General features: G+C 62.4%; 18 protein-coding genes. 4 read left to right on the top strand and 14 right to left on the bottom strand.

Annotated elements, in window-relative coordinates; all coding sequences use genetic code 11:
* Positions 1–16: 16 nt before the first annotated feature.
* The 12 genes from FEZ60_RS10215 to FEZ60_RS10160 all read right to left on the bottom strand — a co-directional run bounded on the left by FEZ60_RS10215 (position 17) and on the right by FEZ60_RS10160 (position 11,521).
* The gene (locus FEZ60_RS10215; protein ID WP_033231195.1) at positions 17–658 is read right to left on the bottom strand and encodes a dTMP kinase; all 642 of its coding nucleotides are present in this window, start codon (positions 656–658) and stop codon (positions 17–19) included.
* Between the two features lie 116 nt (positions 659–774).
* Positions 775–2,253, bottom strand: coding sequence for an adenosylhomocysteinase (gene ahcY / locus FEZ60_RS10210; protein ID WP_033231196.1), 1,479 nt, complete (start codon positions 2,251–2,253; stop codon positions 775–777).
* A gap of 87 nt (positions 2,254–2,340) precedes the next feature.
* Positions 2,341–2,961 (bottom strand): TetR family transcriptional regulator, encoded by a 621-nt coding sequence (locus tag FEZ60_RS10205; RefSeq protein ID WP_033231197.1) that lies wholly within the window; start codon positions 2,959–2,961, stop codon positions 2,341–2,343.
* 34 nt (positions 2,962–2,995) lie between these two features.
* Positions 2,996–3,178, bottom strand: a complete 183-nt coding sequence (locus tag FEZ60_RS10200; RefSeq protein WP_033231503.1) for a rubredoxin — start codon at positions 3,176–3,178, stop codon at positions 2,996–2,998.
* Positions 3,179–3,181: 3 nt separating this feature from the next.
* Positions 3,182–3,361: a rubredoxin gene (locus FEZ60_RS10195; RefSeq protein WP_072782327.1), complete on the bottom strand. Its 180-nt coding sequence runs from the start codon at positions 3,359–3,361 to the stop codon at positions 3,182–3,184.
* Positions 3,358–4,581, bottom strand: a complete 1,224-nt coding sequence (locus FEZ60_RS10190) for an alkane 1-monooxygenase (RefSeq protein ID WP_095886572.1) — start codon at positions 4,579–4,581, stop codon at positions 3,358–3,360. The genes FEZ60_RS10195 and FEZ60_RS10190 overlap by 4 nt, the downstream gene beginning before the upstream one ends.
* Positions 4,582–4,692: 111 nt before the next feature.
* The gene (locus tag FEZ60_RS10185) at positions 4,693–6,186 is read right to left on the bottom strand and encodes an amino acid permease (RefSeq protein WP_033231199.1); all 1,494 of its coding nucleotides are present in this window, start codon (positions 6,184–6,186) and stop codon (positions 4,693–4,695) included.
* 51 nt (positions 6,187–6,237) lie between these two features.
* Complete coding sequence (locus tag FEZ60_RS10180) at positions 6,238–7,164, bottom strand: cation diffusion facilitator family transporter (protein ID WP_033231200.1); 927 nt, start codon at positions 7,162–7,164, stop codon at positions 6,238–6,240.
* 2 nt (positions 7,165–7,166) lie between these two features.
* Complete coding sequence (gene manA / locus FEZ60_RS10175) at positions 7,167–8,384, bottom strand: mannose-6-phosphate isomerase, class I (protein WP_033231201.1); 1,218 nt, start codon at positions 8,382–8,384, stop codon at positions 7,167–7,169.
* Entirely contained in the window at positions 8,384–9,478 is a 1,095-nt protein-coding gene (locus tag FEZ60_RS10170; RefSeq protein WP_172936057.1) for a tobH protein, read from the bottom strand. The genes manA and FEZ60_RS10170 overlap by 1 nt, the downstream gene beginning before the upstream one ends.
* Positions 9,479–9,610: 132 nt before the next feature.
* Positions 9,611–10,984, bottom strand: a complete 1,374-nt coding sequence (locus tag FEZ60_RS10165; RefSeq protein WP_092801333.1) for a phosphomannomutase/phosphoglucomutase — start codon at positions 10,982–10,984, stop codon at positions 9,611–9,613.
* 138 nt (positions 10,985–11,122) lie between these two features.
* Positions 11,123–11,521 carry a DUF3499 domain-containing protein gene (locus FEZ60_RS10160; RefSeq protein WP_033231204.1) on the bottom strand — a complete coding sequence of 133 codons (399 nt, stop codon included), beginning with the start codon at positions 11,519–11,521 and terminating at the stop codon, positions 11,123–11,125.
* A gap of 80 nt (positions 11,522–11,601) precedes the next feature.
* On the opposite strand from FEZ60_RS10160, the gene FEZ60_RS10155 reads away from it, so the two are divergent.
* Positions 11,602–12,090 carry a metallopeptidase family protein gene (locus tag FEZ60_RS10155; RefSeq protein WP_033231205.1) on the top strand — a complete coding sequence of 163 codons (489 nt, stop codon included), beginning with the start codon at positions 11,602–11,604 and terminating at the stop codon, positions 12,088–12,090.
* Positions 12,091–12,276: 186 nt separating this feature from the next.
* On the opposite strand, the gene FEZ60_RS10150 is transcribed toward FEZ60_RS10155, so the two are convergent.
* Positions 12,277–12,540 carry a WhiB family transcriptional regulator gene (locus FEZ60_RS10150; protein ID WP_165826358.1) on the bottom strand — a complete coding sequence of 88 codons (264 nt, stop codon included), beginning with the start codon at positions 12,538–12,540 and terminating at the stop codon, positions 12,277–12,279.
* Between the two features lie 402 nt (positions 12,541–12,942).
* Between FEZ60_RS10150 and cofD the strand changes: the two genes are divergently transcribed.
* The 3 genes from cofD to FEZ60_RS10135 are packed head-to-tail and all read left to right on the top strand — an operon-like array spanning position 12,943 to position 15,857.
* Complete coding sequence (gene cofD, locus FEZ60_RS10145) at positions 12,943–13,935, top strand: 2-phospho-L-lactate transferase (protein WP_033231206.1); 993 nt, start codon at positions 12,943–12,945, stop codon at positions 13,933–13,935.
* Entirely contained in the window at positions 13,932–15,299 is a 1,368-nt protein-coding gene (locus FEZ60_RS10140; protein ID WP_172936056.1) for a coenzyme F420-0:L-glutamate ligase, read from the top strand. The genes cofD and FEZ60_RS10140 overlap by 4 nt, the downstream gene beginning before the upstream one ends.
* A complete protein-coding gene (locus FEZ60_RS10135; RefSeq protein WP_172936055.1) occupies positions 15,300–15,857 on the top strand; it encodes an NUDIX domain-containing protein in 558 nt (185 codons plus the stop codon). It abuts the gene before it with no gap.
* Between the two features lie 4 nt (positions 15,858–15,861).
* Here the strand turns inward: FEZ60_RS10135 and FEZ60_RS10130 are convergent, their stop codons facing one another.
* Positions 15,862–16,635, bottom strand: a complete 774-nt coding sequence (locus tag FEZ60_RS10130) for an SGNH/GDSL hydrolase family protein (RefSeq protein WP_116101573.1) — start codon at positions 16,633–16,635, stop codon at positions 15,862–15,864.
* Positions 16,636–16,650: the final 15 nt, after the last annotated feature.

The following is a 16,650-nucleotide window of genomic DNA, read 5'->3' as shown; positions in this document are numbered from 1 at the left end:
TGGCTATCGTGACGCATCACCCGAAATCGACCAGTTTGCGGGCAAGGTCCGACGGGTCCGTATCGGGACCAATGACCCACCACGGTGATACCCACTCGGCTGCCGCGAGCTGTGAGTACAGCTCGCCAGTTCGGACCTGGAGGTCTCCGTCGCGCTCGTAGGCGTCACGCTCGCGCGTCGAATCTTCCACCTCACGACTGCGCGCACGCTCGTTTGCCAGTGCGATCGGCACGTCGAGGTACATCTGCAAATCAGGCGCCGGGAGGCCGAGGCGACCCAGTTCCAGATCACCAACCCACGCCACCATCTCGCCGTCGACGCCCTGATGCATCCGCGCCGCGTTGTACGCCGCATTGGACGCGACGTACCGATCGAGCAGAACAATGTCGTTGGTACTCAACAACTCTGCGACCTTCTCTGCCGCTCCCGCGCGGTCGAGCGCAAACAGCACCGCCATCGCGTTCACGGACTGCGCCAGGTCTCCGTGCGCTCCCTTGAGGGCTTCGGCCGCAAGATCGGCATGGATCGATTGTCCGTAGCGGGGGAAATCGAGCGTGGCGACGGTGGTCCCCGAGCGCCGAAGCTCGTCCACCACTTTGCCGATCAACGTCCGTTTGCCGGCTCCGTCGAGCCCTTCCAACGCCACGAGTATTCCCACGGCTGACAAGCCTATCCCGCAGCCTGACAAGCCTATCCCCCGGTCCGTCGAGTCAGACCGGGGGACGGCGTTGTTACTTCAGGCCGGCACTGTTACTTCAGACCGGCACTGCTACATCAGTAGCGGTAGTGCTCGGGCTTGTACGGGCCCTCGACGTCGACGCCGATGTACTCTGCCTGCTCCTTGGTGAGCTTGGTCAGCGTGCCACCGAGGGCCTCGACGTGAATCTTGGCGACCTTCTCGTCGAGATGCTTCGGGAGGCGGTAAACCTCGTTGTCGTACTCCTCCGGCTTGGTCCACAGTTCGATCTGCGCGATGACCTGGTTGGAGAAGCTGTTGCTCATCACGAACGACGGGTGGCCCGTCGCGTTGCCGAGGTTGAGCAGACGCCCTTCGGACAGCACGATGATCGAATGACCGTCGGCGAAGGTGAACTCGTCGACCTGCGGCTTGATGTTGATCCGCGTGACATCACCGGACTTCTCGAGTCCGGCCATGTCGATCTCGTTGTCGAAGTGACCGATGTTGCCCAGGATGGCCTGGTGCTTCATGGCCTTCATGTGCTCGAACGTGATGATGTCCTTGTTGCCGGTGGACGTGATCACGATGTCGGCCCAGCCGATGGCCTGCTCGACGGTCTTGACCTCGAAGCCGTCCATCAATGCCTGGAGTGCGTTGATCGGGTCGACCTCGGTGACCGCGACGCGAGCGCCCTGGCCACGAAGCGCCTCGGCGCAGCCCTTGCCGACGTCGCCGTAACCGCAGACGAGTGCAGCCTTGCCGCCGATCAGGACGTCGGTGCCGCGGTTGATGCCGTCGAGCAGCGAGTGGCGTGTGCCGTATTTGTTGTCGAACTTGCTCTTGGTGACCGAGTCGTTGACGTTGATCGCGGGGAACGTGAGTTCACCGGCAGCGGCGACCTGGTACAGGCGCAGAACGCCCGTTGTGGTCTCTTCGGTGACGCCCTGGACGGACTCGGCGATTGCCGACCACTTGCCCTTGTCGGCTTCGAGGGACTGACGCAGCAGAGCCAGGAAGACCTTGTACTCGTCGGAATCCTGATCGTCGTCCGTCGGCGGAACAACGCCGGCCTTCTCGAACTGCGCGCCCTTGAGCACGAGCATGGTGGCGTCGCCACCATCGTCGAGAATCATGTTGGCAGGCTCACCCGGCCACGTCAGCATCTGCTCGGCTGCCCACCAGTACTCCTCGAGGGTTTCACCCTTCCACGCGAACACCGGAACGCCCTTGGGCTCTTCCGGGGTGCCGTGGGGACCGACGACGATAGCGGCGGCTGCATGATCCTGGGTGGAGAAGATGTTGCACGAAGCCCAACGAACCTCGGCGCCGAGCGCGGTCAGCGTCTCGATCAGAACTGCAGTCTGAATGGTCATGTGGAGCGAACCGGAAACGCGAGCGCCCTTGAGCGGCAAGACCTCTGCGTATTCACGGCGCAGCGCCATGAGGCCCGGCATCTCGTGCTCGGCCAGTCGGATTTCCTTGCGACCGAATTCGGCGAGCGAAAGATCTGCAACTTTGAAGTCGACACCGTTACGGTTGTCGGCCACGGGCGTTGTTGAAACTGAGGTCGTCATCGTCCCTCTCCTGGTTGACGTGCATACTCCACTCCAGGCTATCCGCTCGACCCACGCAGTAGGACATCACCGTGATTGCGGCGACCCTCACACCGTGCCGCGCGCGCCTCGGGCAACATCGATGAACGGTCCGAGCAAGGCACCCAGATCCTCCGCCACCGACGCCCCGGACTCGGGCGGCATCGATATATAACTCAGGCCAAGCCTCGCAATTGCCCTGGCCAGGATGCCCGCATCAGCGGCCGACGCCTGAATCCACCCACGCTGAAAACTCTCCGACAACCGAGTTGATGCCCGATCGATGATCACGGCGCTGTCCGTCGTGATCAAACGCAACAAATCGGGCTTCGCCTCCCCCGTCAGGAGCGAACGCACCAACGGGTCCATCGCACTGGAGGCAAAGAACTCCCCGAACCCGGACATCAGGGCGTCGACGCTCCGACCCTCGTTTGCTGCAACGGCGTCGTCCACAGCGTCGACAAACCCGTCCGCGAGCCGCAGCGCGTACGCCTGCGCCAGGCCCTGCCGCGAACCGAACTCGTTGTAGAGCGTCTGCCGGCTGACACCCGCATGCTTGGCCAGAACGGTCAGACTCACCTCGGACCAGTCCCGCTCGGTCAGCAACTCCCGCATCGAATCGAGCACCGCACCGCGCAGCAGCAGACGGGACGCCTCTTTCTGAGGCAAGCGGGTGGGCGTCGACATCATGATGACGACTTTACCGCCGCACCCGCCGACCCACTCAGGCCCGTTCGATCTCCACCATGAAGAAATCACTCTTCGCCGCGCCGCAGTCCGGGCAGCTCCAGTCGTCCGGAATGTCATCCCAGCGAGTGCCTGGTTCGATGCCGTCGTCTGGCCAGCCTTGCGCCTCGTCGTACTCGAATCCGCACTGCGCGCACTGATACAGCTTGTAGTCGTTCATGATTCACTCCCCTGCCTTTGCCGAAACAGTTTCGAAGTCCACCTTTTCCCGGACACCACAGTCTGGGCAGCACCAGTCGTCATGGACTGCGTCCCACGGCGTTCCTGCCGGAAACCCTTCTCGCGGTGCGCCGTTCACTTCGTCGTAGACGTAGTCACACACGGGGCATTTGTAGGCACTCATGCGCTCGCTCCGTACCGCGCGAGGATCTTCTCCCGCTTGCCCGGCTGGATATTGACCCGGGTGATATCGCCGCCATAGTGAGCAACGACCTTGGGATCCATCACTTTTCGCCACAGCGGCGGCACGTAGGCAAGCATGATCATGCTGGCGTAACCACTCGGAAGATTGGGTGCGCCGTCCATGCTCCGGAGCGTTTGATAGCGACGGGTGGGGTTGGCGTGATGATCACTGTGTCGCTGCAGGTGGTACAGGAAAATGTTGGTGCAGATGTGGTCACTGTTCCAGCTGTGCTCCGGCGCGGCGCGTTCGTACCGGCCGCTGGCCAACTTCGTTCGCTTCAGTCCGTAGTGCTCGAGGTAGTTGACCGTCTCGAGCAGACAGAATCCGAAGACGGCCTGCAATGCCAGGAACGGCAGAATCGACAGCCCGAACACGGCGGCGAGTACAGCGAACAGCACTACCGACATCAACCACGAATGCAGGACGTCGTTGCGAATTGTCCACGGCTTCTTACCCAATCGATCCAGCCGCGTCTTTTCGAGTTCCCACGACGATCGCAGGGATCCCCACACACTGCGCGGCAGGAAAGCCCAGAAGCTCTCACCGAATCGCGACGACGCGGGATCTTCCGGAGTTGCCACCCGGACGTGATGACCACGGTTGTGCTCGATATAGAAGTGACCGTAGAAGGACTGCGCCAGAGTAATCTTCGACAACCACCGCTCGAGATCGTCCTTCTTGTGGCCGAGTTCGTGTGCCGTGTTGATTCCGATGCCCGCAACACACCCGACGGTGATCGCCACACCGATCTTCGATACCAATCCGAGCCCGCCGTCGATACCGAGCCACGAGAGGTCGGTAGCCGACCACAAGTAGCAGGCCATGACGAGGCTGACCAGCTGGAACGGAATGTAGACGTACGTGCAGTAGCGGTAGTACTTGTCGTTCTCGAGCCTCTCCATGACCTCGTCTGGCGGGTTCTCACCGTCCGGCCCGAAGAAGATATCGAGGATCGGCAACACCAGGTACACGAGCAGCGGCCCTATCCACCACCAGATCGGGGACACGACGCCCAGGCCAATGTTGTTGAACAGGGCCACCATTCCCACCGCGATGAAAATCGCGACCGGAGGAACCAAGCCGAGCAGCCAGAGATGCCGCTTCTTGTCTCGCCACTCCCCCGATATCTGATCGGATTCTGCGCTCACGTGTGTCGACACTGCGTGCCCTCCTCCATCCGGAACGACCCACGGCTGTGAGTCACTTCACTATGAGGTAGACAATACTGCCAACATTGTAAAAAAACTATACAAATCCTTAAATTTGTACACTCAGTCGATTTCGCCGCGCTCGCGCTTTCCGATCAACGAATGCCGACGGCTGTAGGCAAAGTAAATGACCACGCCGAGCGCCATCCAGACGACGAACCTGATCCATGTCTCCACCGACAGATTGAACATGAGCCACACGCAGGCCAACACCGCCAGAATCGGCACCCAAGGCACGAGAGGAACCCGGAATCCGCGGGGTAGATCCGGACGCGTGCGGCGCAACACCACCACTCCGATCGAGACGAGAACAAAAGCGAACAACGTTCCGATGTTCACCATTTCCTCGAGCGTGCCGATCGGGAAGAATCCGGCCAATACGGCAACCACCACCCCGACGAGCACGGTGATCCGAACCGGAGTTCCGTGCTTACCCGTCGGCGCCAACCGCCGCGGCATCAAACCGTCGCGCGCCATCGCAAAAAGCACACGAGTCTGCCCCAGCATCAACACCATCACCACGGTTGTGAGCCCGGCGAGGGCACCGAACGAGATCACATTCTTTGCCCACGTGATGTCGTGGAACGCGAATGCCGTTGCCAGATTGGACGTGTCACCCTCGAGCACTGTGTAATTCACCATTCCCGTGAGCACCAGCGTCACCGCCACGTACAGCACGGTGACGATGAGGAGTGAGCCGAGAATTCCCCGAGGCAGCGCCTTCTGCGGTTCCTTCGTTTCCTCCGCGGTGGTGGCAACGACGTCGAATCCGATGAACGCAAAGAACACCAGGCTCGCCGCTGCAAGGAGTCCGTACCATCCGAACGTGCTACCGCCTGCGCCCGTGACGTAGGAGAACAACGACTGATGTATGCCCTCCCCGGTGCTGCCGGGCTGCGAGGGCGGAATGTACGGCGTGTAGTTGTCGGTGTCGATGTAGAACATGCCGACGATGATCACGAGCAGCACCACGGCGACCTTGATCGACGTGATCACCAGCGACACTCGCGACGACAGTTTGGTTCCGGTCACCAGCAACACCGTGATGACCGCGATGATCAGCACCGCGCCCCAGTCGAACGAGACCGGACCCCACTCGACGATCGGACTTCGTGAACCCATCACCTCACCGAGGTACAGGGACCATCCCTTTGCGACGACGGACGACGCCAACGCAAATTCGAGGATGAGGTCCCAGCCGATGATCCAGGCGACAAACTCGCCGAACGTCGCGTACGAGAAGGTGTATGCGCTACCGGCGACGGGAACCGTCGACGCGAATTCGGCGTAACAGAGTGCCGCCAGGCCACAGGCAACAGCGGCGATGACAAACGCCAGCGACACCGACGGCCCGGCGACATTGCCTGCCGTCCGAGCCGTGAGTGTGAAGATTCCTGCACCGATGACCACCGCAACACCGAATACGGTGAGATCCCAGGAGTTCAGATCTTTTCGGAGTTTGGTCTCGGGTTCGTCGGTGTCCTTGATGGACTGCTCTATCGACTTGGTTCGGAACAATTTGGAACGACCGGATCCGGCCTCGTCCTTGATCGCCACTGCCGCCTCCTTAGAGATGGCATCAGCCTAAGCCTGTACGAGAGGCTTTGTTCAGGGTTTGCGAGTGACCAGTTTGTCGAGATCTGGTTCGATGTAGATCACGCGCGCCGCCGGAACAGCAGCACGCACACGCGCTTCGGCCTCGTCGATTGCGGTCGCGACATCCGAGATGGTCGAACCGAGCGGAACGGCAACCTTGGCCGCAACAAGAATCTCCTCGGGACCGAGGTACTGGGTCTTGCAGTGGATGACTCGTTCGATGCGGGTTCCGTCGACCAACGCGGCCAGGATGAGATCGGTTTCGACGCTGGTCGCGCCTTCCCCGATCAACAGGGATTGCATTTCGACGATCAGGACGATCGCGATGATGCCGAGGAGCACGCCGATGCACAGGGTGCCGATGCCGTCGAAAACCGGATTGCCGGTCACCATCGTCAGGCCGACGCCGCCCAGTGCCAGCACCAGTCCGATCAGTGCGCCGGTGTCCTCGAGGAGGACAACCGGCAGTTCAGGACTGCGCGACGTACGGATGAACGACCACCACGACGCGTTTCCCTTCAGCGGACGAGATTCCTTCATCGCGGTGTAAAAACTGAACCCTTCCAGGCACATGGCGATGACCAGGATGACAACGGCTACAAACGCCGAGTTGAGTTCCTCCGGATGCTGGATCTTGTGAATGCCCTCGTAGATCGCGAACAGTGAACCCAAAGTGAAGAGCACCAGCGCAACCACGAACGAGTAGAAGTACCGATTGCGCCCGTATCCGAACGGGTGCAGTTGGTCGGCTTCCTTCTCGGCCTTCTTCTGCCCGAGCAACAGCAGTCCCTGATTGGACGTGTCGGCAACCGAGTGCACCGACTCGGCCAGCATCGACGACGACCCGGTGATCAGGAATCCCGCGAATTTGGCTACGGCAATTCCGGCATTAGCCCCCAATGCAGCCAGGATTGCTTTCTTTCCACCTTCTGCCGACACGGTTATCGGCCAACCGTGGCGCTGAAAACCTGTGCCTTTGTACTTCGGGGAGAGATTGTCGCGATGGGTTCGTCAGCGGAAATCCAGGCTGCGCGGCCACGATCGAGTTCCAGTTCGCCAGTCCCACAGCGCACCGTAACCGAACCCTCGGTGCAGATCAGGATGCGCGGATCCCCGGCCGGAACGACGCTGTCCGTCAGGTCTGCACCCAATTCGATACGCGTGAGCCGAAATTCCGGAGCGGGCGTCGGATAGACGATGTCCGCGCTGCCCGCGTGCGGCGACGGGTCGAGAATCGTGATGTCGGATCCGTTGAAGTCGAGAACCCGAAGCAACTCGGGCACATCGACGTATTTGGGGGTAAGCCCGCCGCGTAGAACATTGTCGGAGTTCGCCATGATCTCGACAGCCAGTCCGTGTAGATAGGCATGCAGGTTTCCGGCGGCCAGGAAGATTCCCTGACCTGGTTCCAGGGTGACCCGGTTCAACAGCAACGCAGCCAGCACTCCGGCGTCACCCGGATACGATTCGCCGAGTTCGAGCGCGGTGCGGATCTCCGCGGCAAATTCGGCGTCTCGCGACGACGCGTAACCGATGCATCCCGCGAGGACGGCCGGCAACAATGTTCCGAGCGCGGTGGACGGCAAGGTTATCCACGTTGTGAACAACGCCCGCAGGCCGTCCGAATCCGGTTGTCCTTCAAGGAGACCGATGTACGGCTCCAGTTCGGGCACCGCCAGTGCGCGCAGCATCTTGACAGTCCTCGTCGGTTCGCGGAATCCCGCGAGCGCTTCGAACGTGCTCAGGGCGACGACCAGTTCCGGCTTGTGGCTGCCGTCCTTGTAATTGCGGACGGGTGCGTCCATCGGAACACCGAGGGCGTTTTCCCGGCGGAAGCCCTCTTCTGCCTGGCGGGCGCTCGGATGCGCTTGCAATGACAGCGGTTCCTCTGCTGCCAACAGCTTGAGCAGGAACGGCAAGCGTTCACCGAAGGCCTCGATGTTCTGCTCACCCAGTTGCCGCGCCGGGTCCCGGCCGAGCACGTCGAGTAACGACTCACTGCCATCGTCGGTGACGACGCGCGCAGGATCGCCCGGATGCGCGCCCAGCCACAATTCCGCCTCAGGATGTGCGGACGGCACGGGAAGCCCACGAAGTTCGGCAATAGCCGTACGTGACCCCCAGGCGTAGGACCGCAGAGCGCCCTCGAGTTCGTGCACTAGCGCGGCCCACCCGTCAACTGCACGTATGCGGACGCCATGTCCACTCTCGATGCCAAGACAAACACCTGTTCCACTTCCGATACCCCCGTATTGGCGCTGTCCTCGTCTGCTGCGATCACCAGATCCGCATCGGCCAGCGCATCCATGCGTCGCACAACCTCGCCGCGTCCCGCTTCCATGGCAAAAACGAATGCCCGAACCGGGTCGATCGGCAACGGACCGTCGAGCTCCGGATCGTGGAAGAAGGGATCGTGAAAAACCGAATCGGGGGCCCCTGACGGCGGAGCGAAGAGGGCCCGTGCCGCTGCGATCACATCCGACAGTTCACCGGAGGCCGCGGAGCATCCCGATGCCAGAAGCGACGCGCTTGCATAGTCGGCAAGCGCAGTGGCGACCGCGCCGCTGCCGCACACGACCAGTCGGCGATCGCGCATTCTGGTAGCCAAGGATTTGGCGGGATTGTGAAACACCTCGTTGGACAACCCGTCGCTGATGGCTTCGGCGTCGACGGCGTCCGCGATCCGATCGAGGGACGACGGTCCGGCTTCACCCTTGTCGCGGTTCTCGATCGCGGCAACCACGGCAACGAAGACCGCGAGAAAGCGAATCATCGTGTGGCGCGGAGCAGTGAACACACGCGGCGGCAGGGTCATCGTGCGCCCGGCAGCCGCTGCCCTCATCGGTCCCTCTTCGGGAACCGCGACAACAACTTCTGCGCCGCGGCGCACCGCCCCGTCGACGGACTCCACCAGGCGCGGATCCCCCGCGTCGTCTCCCGCAACCACCACGACGTCGAGGGGGCCGACCCACGACGGCGTCCTGTCGAGCAGCACCAGCGGGCACGGCACAGCATTGCCGAGCAGGGCAACGGCGATCCGGGCGGCGTGTCTGGCACCGGCCGATCCCGCGATCAACACGATGCTTCGTGGGCGCAGCCCGGCCAACCGATCGAGCGAGCCTTCCGCGACCGCCGAAGCCGTCGAACGAATCTGTGCGCCCCCCATGGCTACCGAACGCAGTAACCCCTCGGAATCGGCAGCTGACAATGCGTCACTGTCGTCGAGGTCGAGGAGCGGTGTCGGCGCTGTCATCTCACCGCACCCCCTTCTCCGTAACAACTTCTCTCGCAACCAACATCGACCGCAGCACCGCGTGCGCGGATAGTCCCCCAACTATCCCAGGCGGCCGACGCGCCGACAAACCAATCGGGCAGAAAAATGAACTCAGCCTCGAACGATCGCCAGAATCTCGCCGACCAACGCGTCGACGTCGGCCTGCGTCGGAGCTTCGACGTTGAGTCGGAGCAACGGTTCGGTGTTGGATGCCCGCAGGTTGAACCACGCATTACCGGACAAGTTGACCGTGACACCGTCGAGGCGGTCGACGGATTCTGTGCGGTCCGCGAAGGCGGCGAGGACCGCAGCCGTTCGATCGGCCGCATCGGCAACGGTCGAGTTGATCTCGCCGGAAGCGCTGTACCGGGTGTACTCGGCCATCAGTTCAGACAGCGGCCGGTCCTGCTCACCGAGTGCGGCCAGCACGTGCAGAGCAGCCAGCATGCCGGAATCGGCACCCCAGAAATCGCGGAAGTAGTAGTGAGCGGAATGCTCGCCGCCGAAGACTGCGCCCGTTTCGGCCATCTGCTGCTTGATGAACGAATGGCCGACACGGGTGCGGATCGGAACGCCACCCAATTCGGTGACCAGTTCCGGCACCGCGTGCGAGGTGATGAGGTTGTAGATGATCGACGCGCCGGGCTCTTTTGCCAACTCGCGCTGGGCAACCAGTGCCGTCACGGCGGACGGGGACACCGGGTCACCCTTTTCGTCGACCACGAAGCAACGGTCCGCGTCACCGTCGAAGGCAAGACCGACATCTGCGCCCGTCTCACGGACGTACGCCTGCAGATCGACCAGGTTGGCCGGATCGAGCGGGTTCGCCTCGTGATTGGGGAACGAGCCGTCCAATTCGAAGTACAGCGGCAGCACGTCGAGCGGCATCGGGCCGAAGACGGCGGGCGCTGTGTGTCCGCCCATCCCGTTACCCGCGTCGACGGCAACCTTCATCGCGCGCATCTCGGACAGGTCGACCAGCCCACGCAAGTAGCTTGCGTACTCGTCGAGCACATCGCGGCTGCTGACCGCGCCGGCCGGACCGTCGAACTCGGGAACTCCGGAGACGACCTCACCGGAGATGACAGCAAGACCGGTGTCCTGACCGACTGGCTTCGCACCCGCCCGGCACAACTTGATGCCGTTGTACTTCGCGGGGTTGTGGCTTGCCGTGAACATCGCACCGGGGCAGTTCAACAACCCGGAAGCAAAATAGAGCTCGTCGGTGGACGCCAGTCCGATGTGTACTACGTCGAGTCCCTGCGCGACGACACCCTCGGCGAACGCGGCCGACAGCGCGGGTGAGGACTCACGCATGTCGTGCCCGATCACCACGGTCGATGCAGCGCCCTCCTCGTCCCGAACCAAGCGGGCAAACGACGCGCCGACATCGCGGACAAAATCTTCGTCGATCTGCTCACCCACCACGCCACGGACGTCGTACGCCTTGATGATTGCAGCAACCGACTCGGCTGTTCGCCCCACTGAATTCATTCTCCTTGTGTGCGCATCCCGTCGGATCTTTCGACCGGGACACTGGAAGTTCGCAAGACGCTGGAAGTTCTGAGCAAGCCTAATGCTTCACGCGTGACTACGGGATGTCAGGCAAAAGCGGCCGGAAGTTCAGGCCGACGGATCCGGCAGAACACGCAGGTGACCGCGACGACCGGTGCGAACCGCGGGAGGCGCGACGGAACGGGCGTCGTCGCCTGCGGACACGCCTGTGTCCTCACGTCCCTTGGCGCGGTCGCCGAAACCTGCCTCACGGACAGCTTCGGCAAGAGCGGTCAAATCGTCTTCGTCCGGAGTGCTGGTCGAGAATCCACCCTCGTACCGGACCATTTCCCAGCCCTTCGGGACCGTGATACGCGACGCATGGTTGTCACACAGATCCCACGAGTGCGGTTCAGCGACGGTCGCGAGAGGACCGACTACCGCAGTGGAGTCCGAGTAGACATACGTCAACGTCGCGACGGCGGGGTTCTTGCACCCGGGGCGGCAGCAGCGACGCAGAGATCTCACAGGTACGGAGCCTAGCCCTCCCCGCGGCGGGAACCTACTCGGACACACCGACGGAGCGTCACTGTCGTAATCTCGACGCCATGTCACGCTCCCCCCGCAGACGGTCGATCACCACCCGTTCGATCGAACGGCACGGCCGCGGCCTGCGCGGACCTTTGTTGCCGCCGGAAGTTCCGGCACGGCGAACCCGAGCGGAGAAATTCGATCTCCTCGTGATGGAGGCGTTTGCTCCGGTGGACCTGGCATGGCACGACCGGCTGAAGAAACTCGACATCGCCGTAGACGAGGTTCCGAAGATTTTTGCCCGTGATCCGGATTCGGTGAACTGGCCACCGGAAGTTGTCGCGGACGGACCTGTCCCACTCTCACGTTTGATTCCCGCGGGCATCGATCGGCACGGCAAGACGACACGTGCGCGAATTGTGTTGTTCCGTAGACCGTTGGAGCAGCGTGCCAAGAATCCGGACGAACTCACGGATCTGGTTCACGACGTGCTGGTGCATCAAGTCAGTACGTTTCTCGGCGTCGATCCATCAGTGATCGATCCGACGTTCCCTGAAGAAGACTAGGCACCTGAAAAAGACTAGGCACCCGAAGAGGACTAAGTACTCTGCAGGCTAGGGCCGAAAGCCCATGTCCCTTAGGCAAATACCTCTGAAAGTCTGTGCACGACCTGCAATTCCCCGTTGCAGGTCAAGACTTTTCGCAGACCGTCCCGTCAGCCCCGACGCTGACCGAACCGATTCAGCAGCAGATCAGATGATCCCCCGCTTGAGACGTCGACGCTCGCGCTCCGACAACCCTCCCCAGATTCCGAACCGTTCGTCGTTGGCGAGTGCATAATCGAGGCACTCGTCACGAACCTCACAGCCGAGGCAAATTCGCTTGGCTTCCCGAGTAGATCCACCCTTTTCGGGGAAGAACGCCTCAGGATCGGTCTGCGCACAGAGTGCGCGTTCCTGCCATTGATCCTCGATGGTGTCGAACAGTTCCTCGAAGCCGGTCACCAGACTCAGCACAGGCCGAGCAGTCACCGCCTCGATTTCACTGCAGGCACCTTCTGCTGCGCCTGCTTGGGAATCGGTCTGCGGTTCGTAGCTCACTGTCATTGCCAGAGCACTGATCTCGACATTTTCATTGGGCATCGTTCCGCCTCCTCACCTGTAATAGCGCAGAATTTCACTCCGTATTTCAACCCATTTCAACCCCACCCCGTTGACCACTCGAAACTACGTTCGAATGTGGTCCCGCTGCAGGCAAACTCGCCGACATCGGTGGAATGACACATTTGAGATTACACACGTCCAGCGTGTCGCGGTCAAGCTAATGAACAGGAATCCATTAGTATTCCGGCCCGAGTTTTGCATCTGACACACCGCCCAGCGGACACGGCAAGCCGAGCACCGCCTAGTCTTTGTCAAGTGAACGTGACTGTATTGGTTGGCGGCGTCGGCGGAGCTCGTTTCCTCCAAGGAGTGCAACACGCACTCGGCATCTCCGGTGGTGAAACGCTCGAGAAATATCAAGGCCCACACCGGATCACAGCCGTGGTCAACGTCGGCGACGACGTCTGGATGCACGGGCTGCGTATCTGCCCCGACCTCGATACCTGCATGTACACCCTCGGCGGCGGCATCGACACCGAGCGCGGATGGGGCCACAAGGGCGAGAGTTGGAACGCAAAAGAAGAGCTCGCCGCGTACGGCGCAAAGCCGGACTGGTTCGGGCTCGGCGACCGCGATATCGCCACCCATCTGATCCGCAGCCAGATGCTCAGAACGGGCTATCCGCTCTCCGCAGTTACCGAAGCGTTGTGCAATCGTTGGAATCCCGGCGTTGACCTCATCCCCGTCAGTGACGACCGCAGCGAAACGCACGTCGTGATCACCGACCCGGAGGACGGCGAGCAGAAAGCGATCCATTTCCAGGAGTGGTGGGTACGTCACCGCGCACACGTCCCGACCCACAGCTTTGCTCACGTCGGTGCCGAACAGGCGAAGCCGGCCCCGGGAGTGCTCGAGGCGATCGAGAACGCGGACGTCGTCCTGATCGCTCCGTCCAACCCGGTTGTCAGTGTCGGCGCGATTCTGGCGGTGCCAGGCATTCGTGGTGCACTCCGCACCACCGCAGCCAAAGTGATCGGACTCTCCCCCGTGATCGGCGGAAAACCGTTGCGCGGAATGGCCGACGAGTGCCTCGACGTCATCGGCGTCGAGACGACATCCGAAGCAATCGGTCGCCATTACGGCGCCCGGTCGATCAACGGCATCCTCGACGGCTGGCTGATCGACGAAGGTGACACCGCCGACGTCGACGGTGTGGATGTGCGCGCCGTCCCACTGATCATGTCCTCGCCCGCGGCCACCGCCGAGATGGTGGCCACCGCATTCGATATCGCCGGAGTGTCGCTGTGACAACAAACACGACCGATCAGGCTCCCGGCGATCACTCGCCCGGCGCAGCCATCGAAGTGATTCCCGTTCACGGTCTTCCGGAGTTCCGTCCGGGGGATGATTTGGCTGCTGCCCTCATCGAGGCAACACCGTGGATCCGCGACGGCGACGTCCTTGTCGTGACGAGCAAAGTGTTCTCGAAGGTCGAAGGCCGCGTCGTCTCGTCCCCGACCGACCCCGACGAGCGCGATGCCGCGCGGCGTGTACTCGTCGATCAGGAAGCCGTACGCGTCGTAGCGCGTAAGGGCCGAACCCTCATCACGGAGAACAAGCTCGGAATCGTTCAGGCCGCATCCGGCATCGACGGCTCCAACGTCGACGGCGGCGAGTTGGCTTTGCTTCCCGTCGATCCCGACGCGAGTGCCGCCACGCTGCGCGCTCGGTTCCTCGATGCCGCCGGTAAGTCCGTCGCCGTCGTGGTGACGGACACCATGGGCCGCGCGTGGCGCAACGGGCAGACCGACGCCGCGATCGGCGCCGCCGGAATCCCGGTGTTGCATGGTTACCTCGGAGCGCAGGACAGCCAGGGTAACGATCTGATCGTGACCGAGATCGCCGTTGCCGACGAAATCGCGGCTGCCGGCGATCTGGTGAAGGGCAAGCTCGGCGGAGTACCGGTTGCCGTTGTACGCGGCTTGCGATTCCAGGACAACGGTTCCACAGCGCAGGATCTCATCCGTCGCGGTGCCGACGATCTGTTCTGGCTCGGCACGGCCGAAGCCACGGCGATGGGCCGCGGCCAGTCGTTGCTTCTGCGCCGTTCGATTCGCGCGTTCAGCGAGGAACCTGTTGACGCCGACGCGATTCGGTTGTCCATCGCCGAGGCGTTGACCGCGCCGGCGCCGCACCACACCCGACCCGTTCGCTTTGTCTGGTTGCGCACCAACACTATTCGCAAGCAACTGTTGGAAGCACTACGCGAGAAGTGGCTCACCGATCTCCGCGCCGACGGACGCACCGAGGAATCCGCGCAGGCCCGCGTCGCGCGTGGCAACATCCTGTTCGACGCCCCTGAAGTTGTCATCCCGTTCTGCGTCCCCGACGGCGCGCACAGCTACCCGGACGAGCGCCGCACCGCTGCGGAGTCCACGATGTTCACCGTGGCGGCGGGAGCGGCGGTGCAGGGCTTGCTGGTTGCGCTCGCGACCCGTGAGATCGGGAGCTGCTGGATCGGTTCGACGATCTTTGCCGCCGACACGGTGCGCGAACATCTGGGCGTGCCCGCCGATTGGCAACCGCTCGGCGCCGTCGCTGTCGGTCACCCCCTCGAACCGCTCACTCCCCGTACGGCTCCCGCAGCCGGTGACGCATTGGTGGAGATGTAGGTGAGCGCAGAGACTCTGCACAGGTCCGCCAAAGGTGTTCTGGAACAATGGCCTACGCCGTCAGCGCACGACGAGTCCCTCCGTCACACCATGTTGGCTTTTCTCGACTCCGCACCAGACGGATGCCTTCGTCGTCATGTGCCGGGGCACATCACCGCGTCGTCGCTCGTTGTCGACGAAAGCCTGAATCACGTCCTGCTCACTCTGCATCCGCGTGTCGGGAAGTGGATTCAGCTCGGCGGACACTGCGAACCGACTGATGACACTGTGATCGATTCCGCCTTGCGGGAAGCTCGCGAGGAATCGGGAATTCACGATCTGCGCATCGACCCCGCACTTCTTTCCGCACACACGCACCCCATCACGTGTTCACTCGGCGTCCCGACCCGGCACCTCGACCTGAGGTTTCTTGTTGTGGCACCGGACAACTCACCGATCGTGCGCAGCGAGGAGTCGACGGACCTGCAGTGGTGGCCCGTCGATTCCCTCCCAGCCAATGCCGAACACGAGAGCGTCAACCACATGGTCTCGCTGGCGAGACTGCGCCTTCAGGCCTGAACCTTCAGGCTTGAAAAGCGGGGGCCAACTCGGGCCGCTTGGCGCTGACTCCGTCACCCGAGGAGACGCCCTTGACGCGCCGAGCCAGCCACGGCACCAGGAACTCTCGGGTCCATTGACGGTCTTCGCGCCTGGCCTCGATCTTCGACTGCGCCGGCACGGGACCGAGATCCGGCGCGGTGAGAGTGTGGTCCACACCGATGGCGTCGAGCACGTGAGCGGCCATGTTCTGATGCCCGGCAGGTGACATGTGCAGGCGGTCGAAGTCCCACATCCGCAGATCCTGATATTCGGCGAACCGCCAGAAGTCGACGATGGTCGCGCCGTGTCGATCGGCGACTTCGCGCACCAATTCGTTGTAAATGGCCATCCGGCCACGGAGTTTGCCGAAGAACGCCGACCATCCGGTGTCGTAGGCGGTGAACATCACTACGCGAGCACCGGATTCGGTGAGCGCGGCAATCGCGGTGTCGTAGCGAGCGACTACGGCATCGAGGTCCAGCTTCGGGCGCATCATGTCGTTGCCGCCGGCGTAGATCGTCACGAGGTCCGGCTTCAGCGCCAGCGCGGGCCCCAGCTGCTCGTCGACGATCGGACCGAGTAGTCGACCACGAATCGCCAGATTGGCGTATCGGAAATCCGGGTTGCCGATTGCCAACTGCTCCGCGACGCGTTCGGACCAACCTCGTAGCCCGTTGGGGAATCTGTCGTCTGTGTCGCCGACGCCCTCGGTGAACGAATCACCGAGGGCGACGTAGCGGCTCGGAAATGAAGTCATCCGGCCATTATTCCA

Origin of the sequence: Rhodococcus sp. MS16 (assembly GCF_013277795.1) — a bacterium.
Classification (GTDB): Bacteria; Actinomycetota; Actinomycetes; order Mycobacteriales; family Mycobacteriaceae; genus Rhodococcus_F; species Rhodococcus_F globerula.
The sequence above is the reverse complement of the archived record's forward strand: the minus strand, read 5'-3'. Positions and strand labels throughout refer to the sequence as shown.